Raw genomic sequence first — 25940 nt, forward strand, 5'->3', positions numbered from 1 at the left:
AAGGACGCCATAAACCGCCGTCGGTTTCGTTCACCCCTCTGTCCCAGTCCTTCGAGTAAGGATCAAGGCAGATCGTCTCAACCATTTATTCATGTTGCCAGCCTCGGTGCAGCTCTTTCTTGACAAAGATACTGCCCTTTCCTCGCCTTGTATTTTAATAAAATTGTCACAATTTTTCTAGTGGCAATTTACAACTGAATATCGGCTGAGTGAATATAATGGGTGTTTTGCTCCTCATCTTCGAGAATGAGCAGCCCGTCTTCGGTGATGCCGCGGGCGATGCCGCGAATCGTGCCGCCCAGCGTTCTTGCCGTCACCGGCTTGCCGATCGAAACCGCATACCCTTCCCAAAGAAGCTTGATGGGGCGGAAGCCGTGCGCCAAATATTGCTTATACAGCCGCTCGATGCGGAGCAAAATTTCTTGAATGAGCGGCGCGCGCTTGATGTGTTCGCCTTTTTCAATGGCAAGCGACGTGGCGATGGCGCGAATGTCCTCGGGAAATTGTTCCGCTGTTTGATTGACGTTAATGCCGATGCCGACGATGACCGAGCGGACGCGGTCGGGATCGGCCTGCAGCTCGGTTAAAATGCCGACGCCTTTTTTGCCGTGAAGCAAAATGTCGTTCGGCCATTTAATATCCGGGACAAGCCCGGTCACTTCTTGAATGGCTTGGCTAATGGCCACCGCCACAAGCAGCGTCAATTGCGGCACCCGCTGCGGAGGGATGGGCGGGCGCAAAATAAGGCTCATCCAAATGCCGGTTCCTTTCGGAGAAAACCATTTCCGATCGAGGCGCCCGCGGCCGGCTTTTTGCTCTTCCGCGACGACCAGCGTCCCCTCCGGCGCCCCTTCGTACGCCAGCTTGGCGGCGATGCGCTGCGTGGAATCGACTTCCTCGAAAAAATGGATCGTATGGCCGAGCGTTTCCGTTTTCAGGCCGAGCTGGATTTCATTCGCCGTCACCTTATCCGGCGTGCTTACGATCCGATAGCCAAGGCGGCGCACCGCTTCGAGTTCAAAGCCTTCTTTGCGCAGCTCCTCGATGTGTTTCCATACGGCCGCCCGCGAACAGCCGAGCCGTTCGCTGATTTTTTGTCCCGACAAAAACTCGCCGTTCGCTTCTGCAAACAGCTCTAACAGTTTTTTTCGCGTGTCCGATTGCGCTCCATGAGCCATGCGTAAATCCGCTCCTTCTCGTTCTCGACTTCTCCGTTGACGACCGCCCGCCATATGGCGTCAAGCGCCTCTTTCACCCACGGGCCGGCCGGTTTCCCGACCCACTCGATCACGTCTTTTCCGTTGACCGCCAGCTCCCCTTTCGTTTTGATCGGCAAGGAGGCAAAGCGGCGGCGCAGTTTCTCATGCCATGGCCCAGGCGGCGCGCCGGTGAAGGCGGCGCGCACTGTTTCCACCGAGAGCGCCCGCTCAAGGCCGGCGGAAAACAGCTGTTCGTTCGTCCATGCTTCCGGCCGTGGAATGTCAGCCAACGCCGTCAAAATGGCGCCCGCTTCGTCGACCACTTTGTTCGGGAGCTTCCACGCGCGCAAAAACGGACGGCTTTCCTGCACACCAAGCGCATGGCACAAAAGCGCCCACCGTTCTTCGCGCGCGGCAAGCCATGGCCAACGATAAGCCGCCGCCAGACGCAGTTGCTTCTCTTTCCCTGCCAAACCAGGCAAGTAAGCGTTCAATCCGGTTTCGGCCAACAGCGGCAGCGCCCTGGCGGCAAACGGACCGCCGAGCAGCTTTTCCATCTCCATCGTCATCCGCTCGACTGAAATGTGGGCCAAAAGCGGAGCGTTTTGGACGATCGCCTGTTCCGTATCCGGCGCAAGCGCAAATCCGAGCTGGCTGACAAAGCGAACGGCCCGCATCATGCGAAGCGCATCTTCACGAAACCGCTTTTCCGCCTCTCCGACGGTGCGAATGATTCGCCGGCGAATCGCCTCTCGCCCTCCAAACGGATCAATGATAGTCCCATATTCGTCCATGGCGATGGCATTCATCGTAAAATCGCGCCGTTTTAAGTCTTCCTCAAGCGAGCGGACAAACGTCACCGACTCCGGACGGCGGTAGTCCTCATAGTCGCCGTCCGTGCGAAATGTTGTCACTTCATACGCTTTTCCTTTATGGACAACGACGACCGTGCCGTGTTTCGAGCCGACATCGATCGTCTTTGGAAAAATCGCCATAACGTCTTCCGGCAAGGCGCTTGTCGCAATATCCACATCGCCGATCGGGCGTCCAAGCAGCAAATCACGCACCGCTCCGCCGACGAAATAGGCGTCATAGCCATGCTGTTTCAGCTGTTGAATGATGCCGAGCGCCTCTTGAAACGGCGGTTTCATCATTTCACCTTCCTTGCGGCGAGCGAAATGTACAGCTGTTCATATTGCCCGACGATGTCGGACGAACGAAACTTTTGCTCGACCGTTTGCACGGCCTGGCGCGCCATCTCTTGATGAAGGCGGCGGTCGGTCAGCAGCATAAGCGTCCGCCGAGCCGCTTCTTCAACATCGCCAAGCGGACATAAAAACCCGCTTTTTCCGTCTTCGATCACTTCCGGAATGCCGCCGATGGCGGTGCCGATGCACGGAACGCCGCACGCCATCGCTTCGAGCAGGACAAGCCCGAAGCTTTCTTTTTCCGACAAGAGCATCATCACATCGCTGATCGAGTACAGCTCTTCGAGTTTGTCCTGTTTCCCCAAAAATCGGACATCGCCGTTGAGCCCGAGCTCTTTGACAAGCCGGCAGACGACGGTCATTTCTGGGCCGTCGCCGACAAGCAAGAGCTTGGCCGGCATATGGCGGCGGACGATGGCAAACGCCCGCACGACATCGGGCACGCGCTTCACTTTCCGAAAGTTGGAGACATGGATCACGACCTTTTCCTGTTCACTGATGCCGTATTCCCGCCGCAAATGGCCGGCCTCCCGACGGCGGTACACGCGTTCGTCGACAAAGTTGTACACCGTATAGATCGGTTTTTGCACATCGAGCAACTCGTACGTCTGCCGCACGAGGGCGTCAGACACCGCGGTGACGATATCGGACTGCTCAATGCCGAACTTGATCATGTCAGACAGCGACGGATCATAACCCAAGACGGTAATATCGGTGCCGTGCAGCGTCGTGACAATCGGCAGCTCGCCGACCATTTGTCGCGCCAGCACGGCGCAAACGGCGTGCGGGACGGCGTAATGGGCATGAAGCACATCGAGCCGTTCGCGCTTAGCCACCGCCGCGATTTTGTTGGCAAGGGCCAAATCGTACGGCGGATACTGAAAGACCGAATACTGATTGACGTTCACTTCATGGTAATAAATGTTTCCATATACTTTGTTCAACCGAAACGGCATGCTCGAGGAAATAAAATGGATCTCATGCCCTTTTTCGGCCAGCAGCTTGCCGAGCTCGGTGGCAACGACCCCTGAGCCTCCGACTGTCGGATAACAAACAATCCCGATTTTCAGCTTCATCGCGCCTCCTCGAATAAATCAAAAAGATGAATCGGCGTTTTGGACAAAAACCCTTCGGCATAGGCGGCGCCAATTTGCTGGCCAAACCAACGCTCGCGGCTTTCCACCGTCTCGATGTAGCCGTTTGTCAGCGGCGTGTCCACCGAACCGGGCCGCTTTTCAAATTGGCTTTCATACGCGCGCAGGCTCGCCAGCTTGTCGCCGACCGTCTCGCTAATATCGATCAGAAAATGCGGCCGTTCAAACGCATTGATCATGTAATAATACATAGCGCGGACGCGGTGGGCGTCGCCAAGCTCCCCGGCGCCGTAGCGGCGGATGCCGGCAGAAAAGACCGCCTCCTCGACAAGGCGGGCGCATTGCCCGTGGTCGGGATGACGGTCGACCCAATACGGAGCAAAGACGACGCGCGGGCGGTAGCGGCGGATGACCGACACGATGCGGCGAATCGCCTCTTCCCTGATCAAAAGGCCGCGATCCGGCAGCCCGAGGTTGAGGCGAAGCGCCACGCCAAGCCGCCGGGCCGCCTCGGCCGCCTCTTTCTGCCGCTCGTCGACCGTGCCGTTGGACGACAGCTCCGCCTTCGTCAAATCGCAAATGATCACCCGAAAACCGCGGCGCGTGTATTTGGCGATCGTTCCGCCCATGCCGATTTCAACATCATCCGGATGGGCGCCAAACGCCAATAAATCACACGTTTCCGTCATCGCTGTCACCTTTCTGTTTTCGATTCCTCCCCGCCTTTTGTTCGGCCGCGCACAATGCTGCGCCATGCCAAATCGCCGCGCTCCAACGCACGGATGAGCAGCTCGGCCGTACCGATGTTCGTCGCCAACGGCACGGCATAGACGTCGCAAAGGCGCATCAACGCGCTGATGTCCGGCTCGTGCGGCTGGGCGGTCAGCGGGTCGCGGAAAAAAATGACAAGGTCCATTTCATTGCGGGCGATCATCGCCCCAATTTCTTGGTCGCCCCCGTACGGTCCGGACTGGAAGCGGTGGACGGCAAGGCCGGTCGCCTCCTGAATGCGCAGCCCGGTCGTGCCGGTGGCATACAGTTCATGGTTGGCCAGCACGGGCGCATAGGCGGTCGCAAAGGCGACCATGTCCTCTTTTTTCTTGTCGTGGGCAATCAAGGCGATTTTCACGTTTCCCCCTCCCTCGTTTGCGCAAGCCGCGCTATTCTAAAATATGTTCAAGCCCATACACAAGCGTATGTAAATGCATGACCGTCTCGACGGCAAGCTTCACCCCGGACATAAATGAACTCCGATGAAACGAGTCATGGCGGATCGTCAACGTCTGACCGTCGCCGCCAAAAATGACTTCTTGATGGGCGACAAACCCCGGCAGGCGGACGCTGTGGATCGGAATACCGTCGTACGCGGCTCCGCGCGCCCCTTCAAGCGTTTCTTTTTCGTCCGGATGACCTTGCTTTTTCGACGGACGGACCTCGGCGATGAGCTGCGCCGTTTTCAACGCCGTTCCGGACGGAGCATCCAGCTTTTGGTCATGGTGCAGCTCGATAATTTCTACATCCGTGAAATATTTGGCCGCCATGCGGGCGAATTTCATCATCAGCACCGCGCCGATGGCAAAGTTGGGCGCGATGATGGCGCCGATGTTGTTCGCCTCAGCGAGTTCGGTCAGCCGCTCGATCTCTTCCGGCGTGAATCCCGTCGTGCCGACAACCGGACGAACGCCGTAACGCAGCGCCAGCTCCGCATGCCGCTTTCCAACTTCCGGCGTCGTCAAATCGATGAGCACATCCGGCTTCACCTCGACAAAGCAACGGGCGGCATCGGTGTAAATGGGGGCATTGACGCCGGCAAACCCTTCGATGTCAGCCAAATTTTGGCCATCATAGCGGCGGTCAATGACCGCAGCCAGCTCGAAATGATCTGTTTTTTGCACGAGCGCCACCGCCTCGCGGCCCATGCGGCCGCGCGGCCCCGCGATGACGATGCGAATCGTCATGATTGTTCCTCCTTCCGCGTCCAGCGGTCGCGGTCGCGGGTGCGAAACTTGTCCATCACCCGATCGTGCGCCGCCTGCAAATCAATGCCGAGCGAATTGGCAAAACAAATGAGCACAAACAGCAAATCGCCCAGCTCTTCTTCCACCGTTTTTTCTTGTTCGGTCGCCTTTTTCGGTTTTTCCCCGTAGTAGTGGTTCACCTCTCGCGCCAGTTCGCCGAGCTCTTCGGTCAGCCGCGCCAGCATGGCGAGAGGGCTGAAATAGCCTTCCTTAAACTGGCTGATGTATTCGTCTACTTCACGCTGCATCTGTTTCATCGTTTTCTCCTGCATGGCCATCACCTCGCCTGTTTCCATGTTAACGAAAAGCAGCGCATTTGACAAATGTTTTCGCCTTGTGCCAAATCATCGCGCTTCCGCGCCATCATTGCCTGGGCGGACAAGTTCCTCTATAATGAAGACGCCGACTATTTTTGCGGACGGAGGGACGATATGGTTTTCGGCTTAAAGATCAAAAACAGTTTGTTTATTTTGCTCGGCGCTGCCATTTTTGCCTTTGGGCTCGTCCATTTCAACATGCAAAACAACTTGGCGGAAGGCGGCTTCACCGGCATTACGCTTCTTCTTTATTTTTTGTTTGGTTTTGATCCGGCCATCACCAACCTGGCGCTCAATATTCCGCTCTTTTTGATCGGTTGGAGGTTGCTCGGCCGCCAGACGTTTCTTTATACTGTCATCGGCACGGTCGCGGTTTCCATTTTTTTATCGATCTTCCAACGCTACATGATCCATATGCCGCTCCGTCACGACATGACGCTGGCAGCGCTGTTTGCCGGCGTGTTTATCGGCGTCGGCCTCGGCATTATTTTCCGCTACGGCGGCACAACCGGCGGCGTCGACATTATCGCCCGCCTCGTCCATAAATACAAAGGCATCAGCATGGGCAAAACGATGTTTGCCTTTGACGCCGCCGTCATCACGTTGTCGCTTCTTCTTTACCTGTCATACCGCGAGGCGATGTATACGTTGGTCGCCGTCTTTATCGCCGCCCGGGTCATTGATTTTCTGCAGGAAGGCGGCTATGCGGCAAAAGGGGCGACCATCATCTCAGAAAAAAGCGAAGAGATCGCCAACCGGATCTTGACAGAGATGGAGCGCGGCGTCACTGTGCTCAAAGGGCGCGGCTCGTATACGAAACGCGACCGTGACGTGCTGTATTGCGTCGTGGCCAAAAACGAATTGCCCCGCCTCAAAAGCGTCATTATGTCCGTCGATCCGCACGCCTTTGTCGCGGTCACCGATGTGCACGACGTGCTCGGCGAAGGGTTTACGCTCGATGAGCACAAGCGGCCGCTGGAGCAATAAGGACTAAGTCCCTGTCCTCAACATCTCGGGGCATGCCCGGCTTGCCAGGTGCCGCGCAGCCGTCAAAATAAAAAAGAGGGGGAAACCATTCCCCCTCTTGAAAGCAAGCCGGCTCCTATTCTTCCGGCTGCCGCGCCCGCTTCGCCTCTTTTTCTCCTCTGTACTTCCGCCAGCCGACATACGTCAACGTTAAGACGATCATTCCACCGGTCGAAATCATGACCCAAATGAGCGACGGGTCGGCTTCGTCCTTTTTCACCCCGTCAAACAACGCTTCTATATTGCGGCGCGCGGCAGCAAGCTGCTCGCGCTGCTCGCTTTGGCCAAGCCGCCAAAACGAAGCGCCTTGCAGCACTTCGAGGTCATGGTCGACCTTTTTCGCTTCTTCCGGAGGCACATCGATTTTCACGCTCGGCTCAATCAAGGCATAGCGATCCATAAACTGGCGAAGGGCAGCCGCATACGCCTTCCTCTCTCCGCGCTCCGCCGCCTGTTCCATCACGGCAAACGCCTCCATGACGGCGGGTTCCATCTCGGACCAGAGCGGTTGATAGGTGGAGTGAACAGCATCGACGACAAGGCGGAACTGTGTAAGAGCAGCGACCTTGCCCTCGTCTGGAATCGGCGCTGTCATGGCTTTGACGGCATGTTCGTGCGTGACAGTCACCGCCCGCAGCTCATCGGCCGTTTTCAACCGTTTTTTCGCCTCAAGGGCAAAAAATCGTTCAGAAAAATAGAGGAGCACCTCTTTTGCTTCGGCAAAACGCTCGTTTTTCCCTAACTGCAGCGCCTCGTCGGAAATATCGTCCAGCTGCTCCCAACCGCTTGGTCGTCCGGCCGCGCCAACGAGCGCTGGCCATAAAAAGATGAACGATAACAACATGGCCAGCCCGATTCGTTTCATCATCGTCCCTCCCTCATTCATTACTACAATGTATGAAGGAGTGGACAAGAGTAGACCAAGGAACCGCCATCAAAACGCGGCTGAATTTTCTATTCCGCTTTCGGACGGAAATCGATGCGGCCGCCTGGCAAAAGCGGCTGCCGCCGCACGCGGATGCCAAGCCAATACGCAGCGGCAATGGAAGCCATGCTCAACCAAAAGGTAAAATAGCCAATTTGATCGGCGTATCGTTCCAACATATGGTAACGAGGCATCATGCCAAACACGTAATCGATGACATCGTTATGCAGCGTCCAAACCGCCGCCAAGGCGAGATGGACGGAGCGAAATCGATAAAACGAAGCGTACAGTGCGCCTTCGACCGCCATCGCCCCGTGCGACACAACGAGCATCCAGCCAGCCCAATCGAGCGTCCCCGTGACGCGCCAAACGAGCACGTTCATGACGACGGCCCAAATCCCGTATTTGACAAGCGTCACCAACGCGAGCGCCACAAACAGCGGCGAGGATCGGCCCAGCAGCCAAGCGGCGAGGACGAGCACAAAAAAAAGGCTCGCCGTCGGGCTGTCGGGAACAAACGGCAAAAAGACGGGCGGCGTCTCCGCAAGTTGATAGCGGTACCAATAATAGCCGTAAACGGTGCCGGCGGCATTCACGAACAACAGCAACCAAACAACCGGCCGGGCGGCCAATATTGCATAAAGCCATGCCATCATCTGCACCTCGCCTCGGTTTCATGTTAGCACGAAAAAAGCTGACTAACGCGAGTCAGCTTTCCGTGCCGAACGAATTATTCCGCTTTTAAGCCGGCGATGAATTCCGCCATTTTTTTCAGCTCTTCATCCGTGCCTTTAAAAATGCCACCTGGCATGTTGCCTTTCCCTTCTTTGGCGATCTTCGCGATCTCTTCCGGCGTCAAGCCGGTGCCGATGAGCGACGGGCCGGCGCCGCCGGACAAGTTTTGTCCGTGACACGATGTACATGTGTTCGCTTGGGCGATTTTATAGCCTTCCGCGTTCGTATCAATTTCCACTTCCGCGCGAATTTTCCCTTGCTCAGCTGCTTTTTTCCAGTCGTGTGTAACGACCGCCTCCCATGTCAAATAAACAATAGAAGCGAGCGCCAACAACATCATGCCGGTTGCCACCGGGCGCTTCCAAGGACGGCGCTCCGGACCGCGATCCAAAAACGGCGCCAGCAGCAAAGCGGCAAACGCCAGCCCCGGCATGACGATCGCACCGATAACCGTATACGGACCGGACGCATACGAGTATTTGAGCAATTGGTATAAGAACAAGAAATACCAGTCAGACAGCGGCACGTACGTCGTGTCCGTCGGGTCAGCGATCCGCTCAAGCGGCGACGGGTGGGCGACCGTCAAGCATAAGAAACCGACGAGAAAGACCGAACCGACCAACCATTCCTTGAGCAGGAAGTTCGGCCAAAACACTTCCGTTTTCCCGGGATATTCTGAATAGTCCTTCGGAATATTCGGTTTTCTTACCGCGGGAACACGGGAATCGCCGACGAATTTCATTCCTTTTCCGCGATGCATTGCGTGATTCCCTCCTTTTTTCTATCGCCTCGAAACGCGGGCCGACCGATCATAGCGGACCGGAAATGCCTTGTCTACGAATCATTAAAAAGTGCGCTGCCATTAAGCCGAGCAAAGCGGCCGGCAAGAAGAAGACGTGAATGGCAAAAAAGCGCGTCAACGTTTGCGCGCCGACAATTTCCGGATCTCCAGCCAACAGCGTTTTGATCGCCGGACCGATAAGCGGCGTCGCCTCCGCGATTTGCAAACCGACTTTCGTCGCGAACAGCGCTTTCATATCCCATGGCAACAAGTAACCGGTAAAGCCAAGACCCATCATCACCATAAAGATCAATACGCCGACGATCCAGTTCATCTCGCGCGGCTTTTTATACGCCCCTTGGAAAAAGACGCGCAACGTATGTAAGAACATCATGACGATGACAAGGCTCGCCCCCCAGTGGTGCATGCCGCGCACAATTTGGCCGAACGCTACTTCGTTTTGCAAATAATACACCGATTCCCATGCGTTTTTAATATCCGGGACGTAGTACATCGTCAAAAACATGCCCGACAAAATTTGAATGACCGTGACAAAAAACGTCAGTCCGCCGAAACAATAGACAAAGGCGGAAAAATGGTGGGCCGGGTTGACGTGCTCCGGAACTTCGTGATCGGCGATATCCCGCCATAAAGGCGTAATATCTAAGCGTTCATCAACCCAGTCATACAGCTTGTTTAACACGCATTACGCCTCCTTTCTTGGTTTCGCCTTGCCTAAATACAGCTTTCCGTCTTTAACTTTGTACTCGTAACGGTCAAGCGGCGCTTGCGGCGGCGTCCCCGGAACGTTCGTGCCGTCTTTCGTGTAGAGACCGTAGTGGCATGGACAGAAAAAATGGTTCGGATGCTCTTTATCCGTGTTCCAGTCAACCGTACAGCCAAGGTGTTTGCAAATCGGCGACAGGGCGATAATGTCCCCCTTTTCATCCTTGTACACCCAAGCTGATTTCGGCTCTTCCGACTCGTACCAAGCGTCTTTCACCTTCACTTTAAAGTCGAAGCGCTTCGGTTCGGTCGTAATTTCTTTGACGTCCGCCACCGCGACCATCTCCGTCCCTGCTTCATCCTTCAAGACCGGATCGAAAGCAAAACGGAGCATCGGCATCAGCATTCCTGCCGCCATAAAACCGCCGACGCCGGTCAGCGTGTAGTTTAAAAACTGACGTCTCGTTACACGATGTTTGTTGTCGCTCATCGTCTTCCCCCCTCTATGCAAAATCAAGTCCGCACCAGACGATTGTATGTATAACAACATATAAAAAACTAGGACATTCTAATGATAGCTCAATTGCTAGACAAGGTCAATATCGCAGGCGGCAAAACGTCGGACTTTGCCCAGCTTACCTTTTTGTCCAGCAGCTGACGAAAAAGCGGATCAGCTCAGCCGCCTGCTCCTTGACGAGTTCGTGCCTGTACGATTCCTCCATGTTCTCGAGCGGAACGTCCGGAACGAGCCAAACGCGGTCAGCTTCTTCACCCTCTTGCCACGCCGGGTCACACGTCACGTAAAACACATGCTTCATCCCCTCCTGTCCAAGCCGGCTTGTCCAGCCCGCCAGCCGCTCTGCCAGCGATGGCCGCGGCTCATCGGCAAAATACACAAACGCCGGCAGCAAAAACACACGGCCTCTCAGCTGCCGCTCAGCCTCGGCGGCCACAAGCCCGACGAGCTCCCCGCCCGAGGCGAGCCGCCTCGCTCTTTGGTCGATGGCCACCGGCAAAAGCGGAACGAGTGCCGTATCAATGTAGTCGCGCTCTTTTTCGTAGATGGCGACGTCCCCGCTTGTCCATTTCATCGTTACTCCCCTTTGCCATAAAGTTCGTTCCTTATCACCATACCATATTTTTCGACAAAAGAAAAACCTTGCCGGCGGCAAGGTTTTTACAATTTGTTTAATTCATCGGTCAGGCGGCGGAACGCCTCTTCATCATGGCGGTCGAGCGCCTCGTCAATCAGCTTCATGAGCCGCCCGCGCCGGAATTCGTAAATGGAGCGTTCCAAAAACTGCTCGGCGAGGCGCTGGTCGTTTTCGCTCACTTGCGCCTGTTTGGGCGCGTGCGGATTTTCCTCAAGCACGGCGACATATTGCGGCGAATGAAAAGAAGCGCGGAAATTCAGTTGAATGTAAATATCTTCGTCGCGGTTTAAACGGATGTCATGGAACGATTTCTCTGCATCGGTTGTCATCACATTCCCTTTGTAGAAGCGAAACGGCACGTCATCCACGCAATGGGTCGACATCACGATGCCGCGCGGGCAATATTGGGCGTTCTCGACAAAGTGCACCTTTTGCATCAATTGGTCGTGGCTCATCAAATAGTTTAAAATCCAGACGCATTCGCGCCGTTTCAACTGATAGTGGCTTAAAAACCAACGGATGAATTCTTTTTTTTCATTGACGGATACGTGCGTCATTGTGCGCTTCCCCCTCGATCGGTTTCCAAGAAAGAGGTTCGATCACCGCTTCTCCCCTACTCCTCGAGCTCAAGCAGCATCTCGGCCGCTTCCGTATGGCTTGGGTCGAGAGCAACAATTTGTTGAAATATTTCTCTCGCTGCGGCCCGATTTCCTTCTTCGATGAGAAAATATCCGTACTCTTCGAGAAAATCGACGTTATGCTTAAAGAAATTATATGCCTCGGCGTAATGGTTTAATGCATCATCATACAGCTCCAACCGGTGTTTGGCGCGCCCTAAATCCCACTCAAACTGCGGATCATACTCGCCGTCGGCCATCGCCCGCTCGAGGAGCGACACGACGTCCTCATAGCGTTGCTCATGAAGCCAAAGCGCCGATAACACCGTCAGCGCCTCGACATAGCCATTGTCGATTTCAAGCGCCTTTTGCAATTGCTCTTCCGCTTCGGCCGGTTTGTTCAGTTTCAGCGCGAGCTTGCCGGCATACAGGCGGAGCTCTTTGTTCCATTCATCGATGCTGATGCCTTCCCGCACCGTTTCGTAGCTTTTTTGAAGCTGTCCTTCCTGTTCATACGCTTTGGCCAAATATAAGTAAAGCGGAGCATAGTCAGGATCAAGCTCTTTTAAGGCGCCAAGCTTGTCAATGGCCGTTTGCGTATAGCCGGCCTGCAAGGCGGTGAACCCATAGGCGAACAGCGTCCGGCTGTCCGTTTTTTCGTTAAGCGCCGCCTCATAGTGCGGAAGCGCCGCCTCAAACTCCCCGATGCGGCTGAGCGACTCGGCGAGCCGTTCAGCGACCAAAACGCCGGCGATCTCCCGGTTCGTTTTCCTCACTTGTTCATAAAGCGGCACGCTTTTGGCGTACTCGCCGAGCGAAAAGTACAACTCCGCTAAGGCGAATTGCACGACTGGTTCATCCGGCGCTTTCTCGTACGCTTGTTTTAGCTTCCGTTCGCTGACTTCGGTCAGCCCTTGCATTTCATACAGGTCCGCCGCAAGCAGGCACGCCCGGACGAATTGCGGATCGTCTTCGCTGATGTCCATCAAAATGGCGAGCGCTTCGTCTTCAGCTTCAAGCTCGGTATACACTTCCGCCAAAAACAGACGGACGTCGCCATCGTCCGGATAGCGGCTGGCCAGTTCCTCGAGCAGCTCTTTTGCCTCCTCGAGCATCCCCCATGAGTATAGACAGTCGGCCAGCGTATATTTTTCCTCATCACTGCTGTACTTTTTCACTTTTGGCACAAGCGCCAACGCTTCGTCAACATTTCCGTTTTCCACTAGACGAATGATTTGTTCAACACGTGTCATGGTTTCGAAACCTCTCTTACAACGACAAGTAGGTTGCCTGACAGGGCGGCGCTTCCCGCCCTCGCTGTCCGCATTGGTATGTACCGGCACAACGGGAACATGTTTTATCATAATCGACAATCGCCGTTTCGGCAACCGATCCGCTCGCCAACCGCGCTGCACCAGCTGTTGGGTAATGTATCCGCTTTCAAAAAGCAGCGCCAATTATTCCTCTTATTGACAACATATGAACGGACAATGCAAAATATGACCGCCCGCCCGCTTGGGGCGGGGGCATCAACAGCCGGCGGGTTCACTCCCGCTTTCGCTCCATCCTTGGACGTTCGTTCTCACCCGTTTACTAAAGAGCGCAAATCAGAGAAAAACGCCGGGTACGAGACAGCGACCGCCTCCGGACGCTCAAGACGGACCATGCCTTTGGCGCAGCAGGCGGCGATGGCGAGCATCATGCCGATCCGGTGGTCGCCATGGCTGTCTACGACGATCCCATCGGCCGCGAGCGGCGTTTTGCCGCGGATGATCATGCCGTCATCGGTCGCTTCAATATCGGCGCCGAACTTTTTCAGCTCCGTAACAACTGTATCGATTCGGTTCGTCTCTTTTACTTTCAATTCACTGGCGTCTTTAATGACCGTCGTCCCCTCGGCTTGCGTCGCGAGCAAGGCGATGATGGGGATTTCATCGATCAACCTTGGAATCAAGTCGCCGCCAATTTCGACGGCGCCAAGCGCCGACGTGCGGACCGTGATGTCGCCGACCGGCTCTGTGTCCTCATGGCGGACATGTTCAATTGCAATCTCAGCGCCCATTTGTGTGAGCACGTCAATAATGCCGGTCCGCGTCGGATTTAGGCCGACGTTTTTCAGCGTAATTTCGCTGTTCGGCACAATGGCCCCTGCGGCAAGGAAAAAGGCGGCCGAGGAAATGTCGCCGGGAACGTAAACGTGCGTTCCGCGCAAACGCTGCGGACCGGCGACCGAGACGGTCAAGCCATCCACTTTCATCTCGCCGCCGAACAGCCCAACCATCCGCTCCGTATGATCGCGCGAGCGGTGCGGCTCGGTCACAGACGTCACCCCGTCGGCAAACAAGCCGGCAAGCAAAATCGCCGATTTCACTTGAGCACTTGCGATCGGCGAGGTGTAGCGAAGCGGACGAAGAGCACCGCCGCGGATGGAAAGCGGCGTATAATTCCCGCCATCGCGCCCGTCAATGTGCGCTCCCATTTCGCGAAGCGGCTTCGTCACTCGCGCCATCGGCCGCTTGGCGATCGACTCATCGCCGATGAGACAGGCGTGAAACGGCTGCCCGGCCAAAATACCTAAAAGCAGGCGCGCCGTGGTGCCGGAGTTGCCGACATCAAGCACAGCACTTGGCTCACGCAGCCCACCCGGCCCCGCTCCTTCAACCACAACATGCGTCCCGTCCCGGCGGATGTCGACGCCAAGGCGGCGGAAACAATCGATCGTGCTTAAACAATCGGCGCCGGACAAAAAGTGATCGATGACCGTCCGGCCGGAAGCGAGCGCCCCAAGCATGACGGCGCGGTGGGAAATCGATTTGTCGCCGGGCACTTCAAGCGTCCCCCGGAGCGATGACACGTTCGTTGGCAGCTGCATGCAACATCCCTCCATTGTTTTTTCGTTGCTATCCTTCATATGTCGCATAGTTCGTATGCTTAGCGAGGCACGCCTTCGCCCGCGCCCGGTCGTCTTCGCTTTGGAAGCTGAGGCGGAGCACCCCGTAAATTTCTTCGCGCGTCTCAATAATGCGAATGTTAGTAATGCTGATGTTTTCCTGCGCCAAATAGCCGGTCACCTCGGAAATGACGCCCGGGTAGTCCGGCACATCGACATACAAATCGTAAAACGACGGGATCGCTCCTTTCGTCCGCGCCGGCAGCCCATCGCGAAACTGCTTGGCTTCGAGAAAGTAATGGTAAATGGCGATGCTGTTTTCTTCCTCGACAAACGAGCGCAGCCGCTCCATCTCCGCCATCCAGCGGTCAAACAGCGCGAGCATCTCGCGTTTATTATGAATGAGAATATCGCGCCACATTTCCGGATTGCTCGATGCAATGCGCGTAATATCGCGAAAGCCGCCGGCCGCAAGCCGGCTGACAAGAGCGTTTTTGCTTTCGTACTCGCGCGCCTGATGGACGAGGCTGGCGGCAATCAAGTGCGGAAAATGGCTGATCACCCCGGTGATGCGGTCATGCTCTTCCGGCGTTAACACGACAAACTGCGCCTTCGTCCCGGAAAGCCATTGTTTTAGCGTTTCCACCCGTTCGAGCGGCACATCATCCGTCGGCGTCAAAATGTAAAAGGCGTTTTCAAACAAATGGGCGCGGGCGGCCGCCACCCCGCTTTTATGCGATCCGGCCATCGGATGGCCGCCGATAAACGCCACGCCCGCCTCCAACAGACGGCGCGCGCCTTGGACGATGCGCTGCTTCGTGCTGCCAACATCGGTGACGATCGCACCGCGCTTCAGCTGCTCAATCGGCATGGCGGCTAAAATCGATTCGGTCTGCATGACCGGAGTGGCAAGAACAATCAAATCCGCGGCGGCAAACCCATCCTCAAGCGTGCGAGCTGTTTCGTCAATCATCTTAAGCGAACGCGCCAAACCAAGCTGATGGCCGTTGACATCGTAGCCGATGACGACTGCTGCTGGATGCGCCTTTTTAATGGCTAAGGCGATCGACCCGCCGATTAAGCCGAGGCCGACGATAAACACGTTTCCTTCCAATGGTCTCACCTTCTTTGTATGTAAACATACGCCCGCTGCTTCTGAAAAGCAACGGGCTCATCGTTCCGCCTGGGCGGCCGCGAAGCCGGTCAGGCGAGCTGTTTTTCCCGCAGCATGCTGGCAATCGTTTCAAACACTCGGTCGTTTTGCTCTTTCGTGCCAATCGTGACGCGCACACCGGTCGGCAAACCGAGGGCCCGGCCGGAGCGGACGATCACGCCCCGCTCGAGCAAATATTGAAACACCTCATTGCCATCAATGCCGAAATCGATAAATACAAAATTTGTTTGCGACGGATAGTACTTGAGGCCGTGCTCGTCGCAAAAGCGGTAATACCGCTCGAGTTCGGCGCGGTTTCGTTCGACGCAGGCGCGGAGGAACGCCTGGTCATCGAGCGCAGCCGCCGCGGCCGCTTGAGCGACGGTTGACGTGTTAAACGGCTCGCGCGCCGGTTCAACGGCGCGGATGAGCGCTTCGCTGGCGATGCCGTAGCCGATACGGAGCGCGGCGAGCCCGTACGCCTTTGAAAACGTGCGCATCACCACGAGCTGGCTGTATTCATTTAAAAGCGGCACCGTCTGTGGATAATCGGGAGCCGTGACGTATTCATAATACGCTTCATCCAACACGACAAGCACATGCGGCGGCACGCGGTCCAAAAAGGCGCGCAATTCCGTTTCGTTCACATACGTGCCGGTCGGGTTGTTCGGGTTGCAAATCCAAACGAGGCGCGTCCGTTCATCGATGGCAGACAGCATCGCCTCTAAGTTATGGCGCCCGTCGACAAGCGGCACTTCGCGCACTTCCGCCCGCTCGATGACCGCGTTATGGCGATATTGCGGAAATGTCGGCGCCGCCATCACCGTATTCGTGCCCGGCTCCAAAAAGGCGCGGCAAAAAATTTGCACAACTTCATCCGAGCCGTTGCCAAACAAAAGCTGCGTTTCCTTGACGCCAAGATGCGTTGCCACCTTTTCGCGCAGCGTGCGGGCGTAGCCGTCCGGATAAACGGCAAGACGGTCAAGCTCGGCGGCGATGGCCGCTTTGGCCGCCGGCGACGACCCATACGGATTTTCATTGGAAGCTAGTTTAATAATATCAGAAAGGCCGTATTCCCGCTTCACTTCCTCAATCGATTTTCCCGGCTGGTATGGGGGAAGTCCCCGAAGCTGCTCTTTCACTTGCATTCGCGTTGCCAACTCCTTCATCATCGGAACTTTTAGCGCAAAGAACACGGCGCGTGAAGCGGCGCGGCGAGCGAGCGGGCGTAGGCGGCAAACTCGGCGATGGCCGCTTCTTTTTCTTCCGGCGCCAGCAGCCGTTCCCCCAACTGTTCCACTTTTTGCACAAGGGCGCTGCCGATGACGACGCCATCGCACACCTCTTTCAGCATCGCCACTTGTTCGGGCGTGGAGATGCCGAACCCGACAGCGACCGGCACACGGCTATGCCGCTTGACTTCACTGACAAAATCGCCAAGCGACTCCGGCAACGTTTCGCGCACACCGGTGACGCCAAGCGAGGAAACGCAATACAAAAACCCTTGCGCTGCCGAAGCGATCCGCTCAATCCGCTGCTTTGACGTCGGCGCGACGAGCGAAATGAGCGGAAGGCCAAACCGCTCGCCCAGTTCGCGGAGCGGACCGCTTTCTTCAAACGGCAAATCGGGAATGAGCACGCCGTTGGCGCCATTTTCCCGCGCTAAAGCAAAAAAGGATTCTTCTCCTAATTGTAACACAGGATTGTAATACGTAAAGAGAATAATCGGAATGGTTACCCCCTTTTTTCGCATTTCGGCGACGAGATGAATGGCTTTCGGCAACGTCATGTTCCCGGCAAGCGCCCGGGCGGCGGCGCGCTGGATCGTCGGTCCGTCGGCGAGCGGGTCGGAGTACGGCACGCCAAGCTCCAATAGATCGGCGCCGGCCTCCTCAAGCGCCAAGGCCAAATCCATCGTCACCTCAGGCGACGGGTCGCCGGCGACAATAAAGGGAATAAACAGCGGCGGATTAACGGATAGCAGCAACATCTTCACCTTCTTTCGCGCCAAGATGGCGCATCATCGTTTGCACGTCTTTATCGCTGCGGCCGGACAGGCAAATGAGCACCGTTTCATCCGGCGACATCGCTTGGGCGAGCTCCACGGCTTTCGCCACCGCATGGGCCGACTCAATCGCCGGAATGATGCCTTCTGTTTGCGCCAGCAGCCGAAACGCCGCGACCGCTTCCTCGTCGGTCACGCTTTCGTAGCGGACGCGGCCGATGCTCGCTAAATAGGCATGCTCCGGACCGACGCCGGGGTAATCGAGGCCGGCTGAGATCGAGTACGGCTCGACAATTTGCCCGTACTCATCCTGCAGCAAGTACGTCATCGCCCCGTGGATGACCCCTTTCGTCCCTTTCGTGATCGTCGCGGCATGGTAAGGGGTGTCAATGCCTTTGCCGGCGGCTTCCACCCCGACAAGGCGGACGTCATCTTGCAAAAACGGGTAAAACATGCCGATGGCGTTGCTGCCGCCGCCAACGCAAGCGACGATGACATCGGGCAGCTTCCCTTCGCAGGCGAGAAACTGCTCTTTCGCCTCATCGCCAATGATGCGTTGAAACTCGCGCACCATTTTCGGGTACGGGTGCGGGCCGACCACCGAGCCGATCATGTAAAAATGGTCGTCGCAATGGGCGACCCAATAGCGAATCGCCTCGTTTGTCGCGTCTTTCAACGTCCGGTTGCCGCTTGAGACCGGCACCACTTCCGCGCCAAGCAGCTTCATGCGAAATACGTTCAACTCTTGCCGCTTGATGTCTTCCTCTCCCATAAAGACGATGCAGTCCATCCCGAAATGGGCCGCCACGGTCGCGGCCGCCACCCCATGTTGGCCGGCGCCGGTTTCCGCGATCAGCTTTTTCTTGCCCATCCGTTTCGCCAAAAGCGCCTGGCCGATGGCATTGTTGATTTTATGGGCGCCGGTATGGTTTAAATCTTCGCGCTTTAAATACATTTTCGCGCCGCCAAGCTGCCGTGTCAAATTCGGCGCGAACGTGAGCGGAGTCGGCCGCCCGGAGTAGTGCTGCAAAATGCGGATATATTCTTGTTTGAACGATTCGTCCGCCAGCGCTTTGTCAAGCTCTGCTTCGATTTCCTCAAGCGGAAGCATGAGCGTCTCCGGGATAAACTTGCCGCCGAAATCGCCAAACCGCCCATGTTCATTCGGAACGCGTTCCATCACTCATCCCCACCTTCTTGTTTCCAAACGTGAAACATGCTCCAACGTTGTCTGGGCATGTGTTCGCTGCGGTTTCGAAAACATCCTTTGTTTCTTTAGCCCAATATGTTATTTTTTCTTCAATCTGTTTCATCTTTTTCGGATCTTTGCGCCCGTCCGTTTCAATGCCGCTGCTGATATCGATGCCATCCGGGCGGTAGAGGAGCAGTCGCTCAATATTGTCCGGTGTGACGCCGCCGGCGATGAAGCAGGGCACGCCTTGGCGCGCCGCTTCTTCCAAATAGCGTGGCACCGCCTCCCAGTCGAACGCGACGCCGGTCCCGCCCCACAAGCCGGCGACGCGGCTGTCGACAACATAGCCATCAGCCACCCCAGCGTACTGCTTCATCGCCTCAAGCGCTCCATCGTCGTGATGGATCGCCTTCCAAACAGCGCGCCGTGTCACTTCTTTCACAGCAGCCACCTCATTTGGCGTCTCGCGGCCATGGCATTGGATGATATGAAGCGGCAATTCAGCAGTGACAGCGGCAATCTGCTCCGCCGCGGCATTGACAAACACCCCGACGAGCTGTTTGCCGCCAAGCGGCGCTGACGCCAGCCAGCGCTTCACCTCAGCAGGCGAGACGCGCCGCTTGCTGTCCGCAAAAATAAACCCGAGGTAGTCCGCCCCGCTTGCCAAGGCGGCCCGCACATCTTCGGCGGAGCGGTTGTCGCAATATTTAAGCCGGATCATGGCCGCCATCCTCCCCGAACAGCCGGTAGACAGCCCGCTCGACGTCCGCCTGGCGCATGAGCGACTCGCCGACGAGCATCGCCTGCGCCCCGTACGAGCGGACCGTTTCGACGTCGCGCCAAGAGCTGATCCCGCTTTCGCTGACGATAACGCATGACGGCGGAATAAGCGGCGCCAGCGCTTTTGTCGCCTCAAGCGCCGTCACAAACGTATGCAAGTCGCGGTTGTTAATGCCGATCACTTCCGGAGTGAACCGGTCAAGCAGCCGCTCGAGCGTCTCTTTTGCGTGCACTTCGACGAGGCATTCCAACCCGATGTCGTACGCCTCGCGGTAAAGCGCCTCGAGCGTTTCCGGCGCCAGCGCCTCGCCGATCAATAAAATCGCGTCAGCCCCGAGCCGGGCGCTTTCTTCCACTTGCCGGCGGTCGATGATGAAATCTTTGCGCAGCACCGGAATATCCACCGTTTCTTTCACAAGGCGCAAATAGCTGCGGTGTCCCTGGAAGTAACGTTCATCCGTCAACACGCTGATCGCATCGGCTCCGGCGCGCTCGTATGCTTTGGCGATGGCCGCCGGATCAAAATCGGCGCGAATGAGGTCTTTTGACGGCGACGCCTTTTTCACTTCAGCGATCAAACCGAGCGCCCGCCGCGGCCGCCGGAGCGCCGCGGCGAACGGCCGGCGCTTCGGCTCCGGCAGCGGTTCTGGCATGGTCAATGTTTCGAGTTCTTCCCGTTTGGTTGCCAAAATTTGCTCAAGCACCGTGGACCACTTCCTTTCGGCGCAGGCGCTGTAGCTGCTCGTACGCCGTTTTGACCAAAATGGCGTCTTTCGCCATCGCCACCCCAGCGGCGATCGTCTCCGCCTTGCCGGCTGCGTACAGCGCAACGCCGGCGTTGAGGGCGGTGATATCGATCGCGCTCGCCGGCGCCGTGCCGTCCATGACGGCTTCAAGCAGTGCGGCGCTTTCCTCCGAACTGCGCACTTGCACGTCAGCGAGCCCGCCGCGCCGCAGGCCGACGCTTTCCGGAGTGAGGACGAAACGGCGAATGTCACCGTCTTTCAGTTCCACAACATCCGTCTCAGCGGCGATGCTGCACTCATCGAGCCCGTCGCGGCCGGTGACAAACACCACGTGCTCAGAGCCGAGACGGCGCATCGTTTCCGCCAGCTTCTCGGCGTAGCGGGTCGAATAGACGCCGATAACTTGCCGCTTGCAACGCGCCGGATTGGCCAGCGGGCCGATCAAATTGAAGATCGTGCGAAACCCGATCTCTTTCCGCGGGCCGGCAGCATATTTCATCGCCGCATGATACAAGGGGGCGAACAAAAACGCCAACCCTTTTGTTTCGAGCGCCTGTTTGGCGGCCTCAGGCGACGCGGGAATGTCGATGCCGAGCCGCTCGAGCACATCGGCGCTTCCGCTTTTCGAGGAAACGGCGCGATTGCCGTGCTTGGCGACTTTGACCCCGAGCGACGAAACGACAATGGCCGCCGCTGTCGAGACGTTGAACGTCGCCGCCCCGTCGCCGCCCGTCCCGCACGTGTCGATGACGTCATCGCCGGCGTCGATCGTGGTCATCCGATCGCGCATCGCCCGCACAAACCCGGCGATCTCATCGACCGTCTCGCCGCGCACGCGCAAGATGGATACCAAACTCGCAATCTGGCTGTCCGTCGCCTCGCCGGACATCACGGCATTCATGGCTTCGTACGCTTCCGCTTCCGTCAATGTTTCCCCTTCCGCGCATTTGGAAAGCAACCGCTTTAACATACGATCTGTTCCCCTTTCGCAAATAATCGTTCCGCTTGTTCGATGGCGTAAATGAGGGCGCTCGCCTTGTTGCGCGTCTCTTTCCATTCAAGCTCCGGAACCGAGTCGGCGACAATGCCGGCGCCGGCCTGCACGTACGCATAACCGTCTTTAATGACCGCCGTCCGGATGGCGATGCACGAATCAATGCTGCCGTCAAAGCCGATGTACGCGATCGCTCCAGCGTACAATCCTCGGGCGGTCGGCTCGAGCTCCTGCAAGATTTGCATCGCCCGCACTTTGGGCGCCCCGCTCACCGTTCCAGCCGGAAAAGCAGCCAAGAGCGCGTCGATCGGGTGGATGTCGTCGTCAAGCACGCCGACGACTTTGGAAATTAAATGCATCACATGAGAGAACTTGCCGATTTCCATCAACACCGGCACCTCGACCGTTCCGTACTTCGCCACCCGGCCGATGTCATTGCGCGCCAAATCGACGAGCATATAATGCTCCGCCCGCTCTTTCGGGTCATGGTACAGCTCGTCGGCGAGCTTTTCATCCTCCGCCGGCGAGCGTCCGCGCCGCCTTGTTCCGGCGATCGGGTCGATCTCGGCGCGCCGGTTGCGCACTTGGATGAGCTTTTCCGGCGAACTACCGACAATTTCAATGCCGTCAAGCCGAAAATAAAACATGTACGGCGACGGGTTGATGTGGCGCAAGATGCGATAAATGGCGAACCCACCCGCTTGCACCGGGACGGAGAACCGCTGCGACAGCACCGCCTGAAATACATCGCCGGCCGCAATATACTGTTTCACCGCCTCGACGTCACGCAAAAATTGCTCTTTTTCGTAATTGGACGACGCTTTCGAGAACAAGGCGGCCCGCTCGGCCTCGTCTTCGGCCGGCAGCAGCGGCTGTTCGGCCCGGGGGCGCGACGCTTTCGCTGCCAGCGCGGCGATGCGTTCTTCGGCGGCTCGGTATATCGCGATTTTCTCCCGCATCGTTTCATGACCCTTCAACCGGATATAATGAATGAGAGACAGCTCGCGTTTTTCGTGATCAAAAGCGAACAGCGACTCGCAAAACACAAAATGCCCGGCTTTCATGGCTAGGTCGGGGGCACGATGGCGCGGCACCTTTTCAATGGCGGAAATGAAATCATAGCCTAAAAAGCCGACCGCGCCGCCCGTAAACGGCGCCGCTTCGGCGAGCGGCTTAACGCAAAGCGCCCGCTCGACCGCTTGAAACGCTTCTTTCAACGTCGACGCCGTCATTTGGACATTTCCGTTCTCGTCTTTGATCAAAAACGTTTCTCCTGTCTCGCTCTCAAGCGTCAAAAATGGGGCCACGCCGATAAACGAATAACGCGCCCATGGCGATTCGTCGTCTTTGCTTTCAAGCAGAAACACCGCTTCCTCGCGCAAATTGGCAAACACTTGCAACGGTTCGATGACATCGGCTAAAAATTTGCGCATGATCGGGATGGTGCGAAACTGGCGAGCATCCGCTAAAAAAGCGGCTAGCCGATCAATGGACATCCCTTTCTCCTCCCTTTCTGATTCATCGGGCGGAGAATGAGAGTTTATGAGGCGAAAATGGGGAAAGAAAACGCCCAAAGACCATCGTCTTTGGGCAGATGCAAGCGAAAGGGAACCAATGCTCACCTCAGCTAAACTCGCTCATTCTCATCTACCCTGCACTCGTTCTCAGCTCTTGCTCGGCTTCTGGCAGCCCGCCGGCGGCGGGCAAAGAAGTTATTTTAACTATATTACATTTCTGTTTTTTTTGTCAACGACAAATCCGGCCGCAGCATGGCTGCATCCTTTAAATAGACGTGGCAAATCTCATCTTGCCGTTTGTCTGTCTCCACCGTCATCATGACGCGGATGCAGCGCGGCAGCGAACCGGGCACTGGAATTTCTCGCGTGCACATGACAGGCACGTACGTCCAGCCGTCAAGGCGGCGCAAAGCTTGAGCCGGAAACGCAGCCGTGATGTCGTCAGTGACGGAAATGAGCACGAACGAAACGTCATGGGCGGCAACATCGTTGGCGCGGACCATTTCGCGCAGCAACGTTTCCGTTGCCGCTATAATTTCTCCGGCCTCGTTTCGCTCCACTGTAATCGCCCCGCGAATGCCGCGGATCATCGCTCTCCCCCCTGTCCAGCAAACTCGCACAGCCACGCGAGCAGCTTGTCATCTTCGAGTTCCACGACTTCCACATCGCCGATTTCACGCAAAAGAACCATCCGCACCGTCCCAGCGTACGCCTTTTTGTCGCCTTTCATTTTCTCGAGCAACCGGTGAGGCGCCAGCCCGTCGGGGAGCGAAACCGGAAAGCCGTACGCAGCGAACCATTCGGCAAAGCGGTGCTCGGCAAATGACCGGCCGTAAAGCCGCTCGCTGACCAAGATGGCAAACAGCATGCCGACCGCCACCGCCTCCCCATGGGTCAGCACGCCGTAGCCGAGCTCGCTCTCGAGCGCATGGCCGAGCGTATGGCCGAAATTCAAATGGGCGCGCACCCCGGTTTCTTTTTCATCTTCACGCACGACGGACGCCTTAATATCAATGCCCTTTTCAATGCAATAGGCGAGCTTGCCGCCCTGCAAGTCGGCGAGCGTCTTGATTTCTGCGCGCAGCCAGTCGTAAAAGCGGCGGTCGCGGATGAGCGCATGTTTGATCACCTCGGCAAATCCTGAACGGAGCTCGCGCTCAGGCAGCGTGCGCAAAAAGGCGGTATCATAGACGACCGCTTCCGGCTGGTGGAAAGCGCCGATCATATTTTTGCCAAGCGGATGATTGATGGCGACTTTGCCGCCGACGGCGCTGTCGTGGGCCAAAAGCGTCGTCGGCATTTGAATGTAGCGGATGCCGCGCATATAGGTGGCGGCCACAAATCCGGCCAAATCGCCAACGACGCCGCCGCCAAGCGCGACAATGAGCGAGCGGCGGTCAAGGCCGCACTGAAGAGCCGCCGTCTGGCAGGCGTAATAGTTGTCAAACGACTTCGCCGCCTCGCCGTTTGGAATGATGTAGGCATACACATCATAACCGGCAGCGGCAAGCGTGGCGCGCACTTCATCCAAATAAAGAGGCGCCACCACATCGTCGGTGATGATCAACATCTTCGTCCCCGGCGGGCAGGAGAGCGCCCGAAGCAGGCACGGCAACGCGCGGACCGCTCCGTCGCCTAAGAGGAGCGGGTATTGCTTCGTCGCCGTTTCAATCGTCCGTTCGATCATCGTTAAAACTCCTTTGCATAGCGGCGGGCGCGCTCGATGTTTTCTTTAATCAAATCGATCCGGTCTTGCCCGAACTGGCTGACGATCGCCGCCGCCACTTCCCAGGCGACGACCGCTTCGGCGACGACGCTCGCCGCCGGCACAGCGCAGCTGTCCGACCGCTCGATGCTTGCCGCAAACGGTTCTTTCGTGTCGATGTCGACGCTTTGCAGCGGTTTGTACAGCGTCGGAATCGGCTTCATTACACCGCGCACGACGATCGGCATTCCCGTCGTCACCCCGCCTTCAAAGCCGCCCGCCCGGTTCGTCCGGCGCGAAAAGCCTTGTTCCGGGCTCCAAATGATTTCGTCGTGCACTTCGCTTCCCGGGCGGCGCGCCGCTTCAAACCCGATCCCGAATTCGACGCCTTTAAAGGCGTTAATGCTGACGATCGCCGCCGCGATTTTCGCATCGAGCTTCCGGTCGTAATGAACGTAGCTGCCGACCCCGGCGGGAACGCCTTCGACAATCACTTCGACGATGCCGCCGATCGAATCACCGTTTTTCTTTGCCAAATCGATCGCTTCCATCATTTTTTGTCCCGCTTCCGGATCAAAACAGCGCACCGGCGACTCTTCTGTCACATTTTGCAATTCCTCCAGGGAGCGGTAATCAAGCTTCTCGGCGCGCACCCCGCCGATTTCGATGACATGCCCGGCGACGCGGATGCCCACTTCCTCCAAAATGCGCTTCGCCACCGCTCCGGCCGCCACGCGCACCGTCGTTTCCCTTGCCGATGAGCGTTCAAGCACATTGCGCATATCGCGATGTCCGTATTTCAGGGCGCCGTTTAAATCGGCATGACCCGGGCGCGGACGCGTCACTTTTCGTTTGATCTCCGTTTCATCATCGATCGGTTCAACGGCCATAATCGTTTGCCAATGTTTAAAATCACGGTTTTCCACAACCAGCGCAATCGGCGAGCCGAGCGTTTTCCCGTGCCGGACGCCGGCGGTGATATTCACCACGTCCTTTTCGATTTGCATGCGCCGCCCGCGCCCATACCCTTTTTGCCGGCGCGCCAGCTCCTTGTTGATATGCTCGGCGCGCAGCTCAAGCCCAGCCGGCACTCCTTCCAAAATCGCCGTCAATTGCGGCCCGTGCGACTCCCCTGCTGTCAAGTAGCGCATGTTTGTC

27 protein-coding genes and 1 pseudogene are annotated in these 25940 nt (G+C 57.0%); 1 reads left to right on the plus strand and 27 read right to left on the minus strand.

The features are described 5' to 3' along the window. Nucleotides 1-188: 188 nt before the first annotated feature. From NSQ51_RS09850 to NSQ51_RS09880, 7 genes are read right to left on the minus strand one after another with little or no spacing between them, the layout of a single operon-like run. The gene (locus NSQ51_RS09850; RefSeq protein ID WP_121649932.1) at nucleotides 189-1178 is read right to left on the minus strand and encodes a biotin--[acetyl-CoA-carboxylase] ligase; all 990 of its coding nucleotides are present in this window, start codon (nucleotides 1176-1178) and stop codon (nucleotides 189-191) included. Beyond that, nucleotides 1136-2350 (minus strand): CCA tRNA nucleotidyltransferase, encoded by a 1215-nt coding sequence (locus NSQ51_RS09855; protein ID WP_033014021.1) that lies wholly within the window; start codon nucleotides 2348-2350, stop codon nucleotides 1136-1138. The genes NSQ51_RS09850 and NSQ51_RS09855 overlap by 43 nt, the downstream gene beginning before the upstream one ends. After that, nucleotides 2350-3483 carry an N-acetyl-alpha-D-glucosaminyl L-malate synthase BshA gene (bshA, locus tag NSQ51_RS09860; protein ID WP_049624829.1) on the minus strand — a complete coding sequence of 378 codons (1134 nt, stop codon included), beginning with the start codon at nucleotides 3481-3483 and terminating at the stop codon, nucleotides 2350-2352. Before bshA ends, NSQ51_RS09855 begins: the two co-directional genes overlap by 1 nt. Beyond that, nucleotides 3480-4190, minus strand: coding sequence for a bacillithiol biosynthesis deacetylase BshB1 (gene bshB1, locus NSQ51_RS09865; protein ID WP_033014019.1), 711 nt, complete (start codon nucleotides 4188-4190; stop codon nucleotides 3480-3482). The genes bshA and bshB1 overlap by 4 nt, the downstream gene beginning before the upstream one ends. Before the next feature lie 5 nt (nucleotides 4191-4195). After that, entirely contained in the window at nucleotides 4196-4630 is a 435-nt protein-coding gene (gene mgsA, locus NSQ51_RS09870; RefSeq protein ID WP_033014018.1) for a methylglyoxal synthase, read from the minus strand. A 31-nt stretch (nucleotides 4631-4661) separates the two neighbouring features. Next, nucleotides 4662-5459 carry a 4-hydroxy-tetrahydrodipicolinate reductase gene (dapB, locus tag NSQ51_RS09875; protein WP_033014017.1) on the minus strand — a complete coding sequence of 266 codons (798 nt, stop codon included), beginning with the start codon at nucleotides 5457-5459 and terminating at the stop codon, nucleotides 4662-4664. After that, nucleotides 5456-5791: a nucleotide pyrophosphohydrolase gene (locus NSQ51_RS09880; protein ID WP_033014058.1), complete on the minus strand. Its 336-nt coding sequence runs from the start codon at nucleotides 5789-5791 to the stop codon at nucleotides 5456-5458. The genes dapB and NSQ51_RS09880 overlap by 4 nt, the downstream gene beginning before the upstream one ends. 159 nt (nucleotides 5792-5950) lie before the next feature. Here NSQ51_RS09880 and NSQ51_RS09885 point away from each other — a divergent pair, with 159 nt between their 5' ends. Next, nucleotides 5951-6823, plus strand: coding sequence for a YitT family protein (locus tag NSQ51_RS09885; protein ID WP_033014057.1), 873 nt, complete (start codon nucleotides 5951-5953; stop codon nucleotides 6821-6823). A 115-nt stretch (nucleotides 6824-6938) separates the two neighbouring features. Here the strand turns inward: NSQ51_RS09885 and ypjB are convergent, their stop codons facing one another. From ypjB to aroC, 20 genes and pseudogenes are all read right to left on the minus strand, one after another. Then, on the minus strand, nucleotides 6939-7727 hold the full coding sequence (ypjB, locus tag NSQ51_RS09890; RefSeq protein WP_033014016.1) for a sporulation protein YpjB: 789 nt from the start codon (nucleotides 7725-7727) through the stop codon (nucleotides 6939-6941). A gap of 89 nt (nucleotides 7728-7816) precedes the next feature. Continuing rightward, on the minus strand, nucleotides 7817-8440 hold the full coding sequence (locus NSQ51_RS09895; RefSeq protein WP_121649933.1) for a DUF1405 domain-containing protein: 624 nt from the start codon (nucleotides 8438-8440) through the stop codon (nucleotides 7817-7819). A 77-nt stretch (nucleotides 8441-8517) separates the two neighbouring features. Continuing rightward, complete coding sequence (locus NSQ51_RS09900) at nucleotides 8518-9282, minus strand: menaquinol-cytochrome c reductase cytochrome b/c subunit (RefSeq protein ID WP_121674091.1); 765 nt, start codon at nucleotides 9280-9282, stop codon at nucleotides 8518-8520. 49 nt (nucleotides 9283-9331) lie between these two features. After that, a complete protein-coding gene (qcrB, locus tag NSQ51_RS09905) occupies nucleotides 9332-10006 on the minus strand; it encodes a menaquinol-cytochrome c reductase cytochrome b subunit (RefSeq protein WP_011231676.1) in 675 nt (224 codons plus the stop codon). A gap of 3 nt (nucleotides 10007-10009) precedes the next feature. After that, nucleotides 10010-10519 (minus strand): ubiquinol-cytochrome c reductase iron-sulfur subunit, encoded by a 510-nt coding sequence (locus NSQ51_RS09910; protein ID WP_033014012.1) that lies wholly within the window; start codon nucleotides 10517-10519, stop codon nucleotides 10010-10012. 145 nt (nucleotides 10520-10664) lie between these two features. After that, on the minus strand, nucleotides 10665-11120 hold the full coding sequence (locus tag NSQ51_RS09915) for a YpiF family protein (protein WP_033014011.1): 456 nt from the start codon (nucleotides 11118-11120) through the stop codon (nucleotides 10665-10667). Nucleotides 11121-11206: 86 nt separating this feature from the next. Further along, nucleotides 11207-11740 carry a ReoY family proteolytic degradation factor gene (locus NSQ51_RS09920; RefSeq protein ID WP_033014010.1) on the minus strand — a complete coding sequence of 178 codons (534 nt, stop codon included), beginning with the start codon at nucleotides 11738-11740 and terminating at the stop codon, nucleotides 11207-11209. A 56-nt stretch (nucleotides 11741-11796) separates the two neighbouring features. Next, a complete protein-coding gene (locus tag NSQ51_RS09925; protein WP_033014009.1) occupies nucleotides 11797-13053 on the minus strand; it encodes a tetratricopeptide repeat protein in 1257 nt (418 codons plus the stop codon). 329 nt (nucleotides 13054-13382) lie between these two features. Then, a complete protein-coding gene (gene aroA, locus NSQ51_RS09930) occupies nucleotides 13383-14672 on the minus strand; it encodes a 3-phosphoshikimate 1-carboxyvinyltransferase (RefSeq protein WP_049626185.1) in 1290 nt (429 codons plus the stop codon). Nucleotides 14673-14700: 28 nt separating this feature from the next. Further along, nucleotides 14701-15804 (minus strand): prephenate dehydrogenase, encoded by a 1104-nt coding sequence (locus NSQ51_RS09935; RefSeq protein WP_033014007.1) that lies wholly within the window; start codon nucleotides 15802-15804, stop codon nucleotides 14701-14703. A gap of 89 nt (nucleotides 15805-15893) precedes the next feature. Further along, nucleotides 15894-16991, minus strand: coding sequence for a histidinol-phosphate transaminase (gene hisC, locus NSQ51_RS09940; RefSeq protein ID WP_049624825.1), 1098 nt, complete (start codon nucleotides 16989-16991; stop codon nucleotides 15894-15896). A gap of 32 nt (nucleotides 16992-17023) precedes the next feature. Then, on the minus strand, nucleotides 17024-17833 hold the full coding sequence (trpA, locus tag NSQ51_RS09945; RefSeq protein ID WP_049624824.1) for a tryptophan synthase subunit alpha: 810 nt from the start codon (nucleotides 17831-17833) through the stop codon (nucleotides 17024-17026). Beyond that, a complete protein-coding gene (gene trpB / locus NSQ51_RS09950) occupies nucleotides 17814-19028 on the minus strand; it encodes a tryptophan synthase subunit beta (protein ID WP_121649935.1) in 1215 nt (404 codons plus the stop codon). Before trpB ends, trpA begins: the two co-directional genes overlap by 20 nt. 109 nt (nucleotides 19029-19137) lie before the next feature. Continuing rightward, nucleotides 19138-19761, minus strand: a pseudogene (locus tag NSQ51_RS09955) (phosphoribosylanthranilate isomerase); the annotation flags it as partial. After that, nucleotides 19748-20524, minus strand: a complete 777-nt coding sequence (gene trpC, locus NSQ51_RS09960) for an indole-3-glycerol phosphate synthase TrpC (RefSeq protein WP_049624822.1) — start codon at nucleotides 20522-20524, stop codon at nucleotides 19748-19750. The gene trpC and the pseudogene NSQ51_RS09955, both read right to left, overlap by 14 nt. After that, entirely contained in the window at nucleotides 20517-21536 is a 1020-nt protein-coding gene (gene trpD, locus NSQ51_RS09965) for an anthranilate phosphoribosyltransferase (protein WP_049624821.1), read from the minus strand. The genes trpC and trpD overlap by 8 nt, the downstream gene beginning before the upstream one ends. Next, nucleotides 21530-23056 carry an anthranilate synthase component I gene (trpE, locus tag NSQ51_RS09970; RefSeq protein WP_049624820.1) on the minus strand — a complete coding sequence of 509 codons (1527 nt, stop codon included), beginning with the start codon at nucleotides 23054-23056 and terminating at the stop codon, nucleotides 21530-21532. Before trpE ends, trpD begins: the two co-directional genes overlap by 7 nt. Nucleotides 23057-23286: 230 nt before the next feature. Continuing rightward, nucleotides 23287-23667 carry a chorismate mutase gene (aroH, locus tag NSQ51_RS09975; protein ID WP_033010070.1) on the minus strand — a complete coding sequence of 127 codons (381 nt, stop codon included), beginning with the start codon at nucleotides 23665-23667 and terminating at the stop codon, nucleotides 23287-23289. Further along, complete coding sequence (gene aroB / locus NSQ51_RS09980; protein ID WP_033014002.1) at nucleotides 23664-24764, minus strand: 3-dehydroquinate synthase; 1101 nt, start codon at nucleotides 24762-24764, stop codon at nucleotides 23664-23666. The genes aroH and aroB overlap by 4 nt, the downstream gene beginning before the upstream one ends. A 2-nt stretch (nucleotides 24765-24766) precedes the next feature. Continuing rightward, nucleotides 24767-25933: a chorismate synthase gene (gene aroC / locus NSQ51_RS09985; protein WP_033014001.1), complete on the minus strand. Its 1167-nt coding sequence runs from the start codon at nucleotides 25931-25933 to the stop codon at nucleotides 24767-24769. Nucleotides 25934-25940: the final 7 nt, after the last annotated feature.

The sequence above is a fragment of the Geobacillus sp. FSL K6-0789 genome (assembly GCF_038593135.1).
In the GTDB taxonomy this organism is placed as follows: domain Bacteria; phylum Bacillota; class Bacilli; order Bacillales; family Anoxybacillaceae; genus Geobacillus; species Geobacillus stearothermophilus.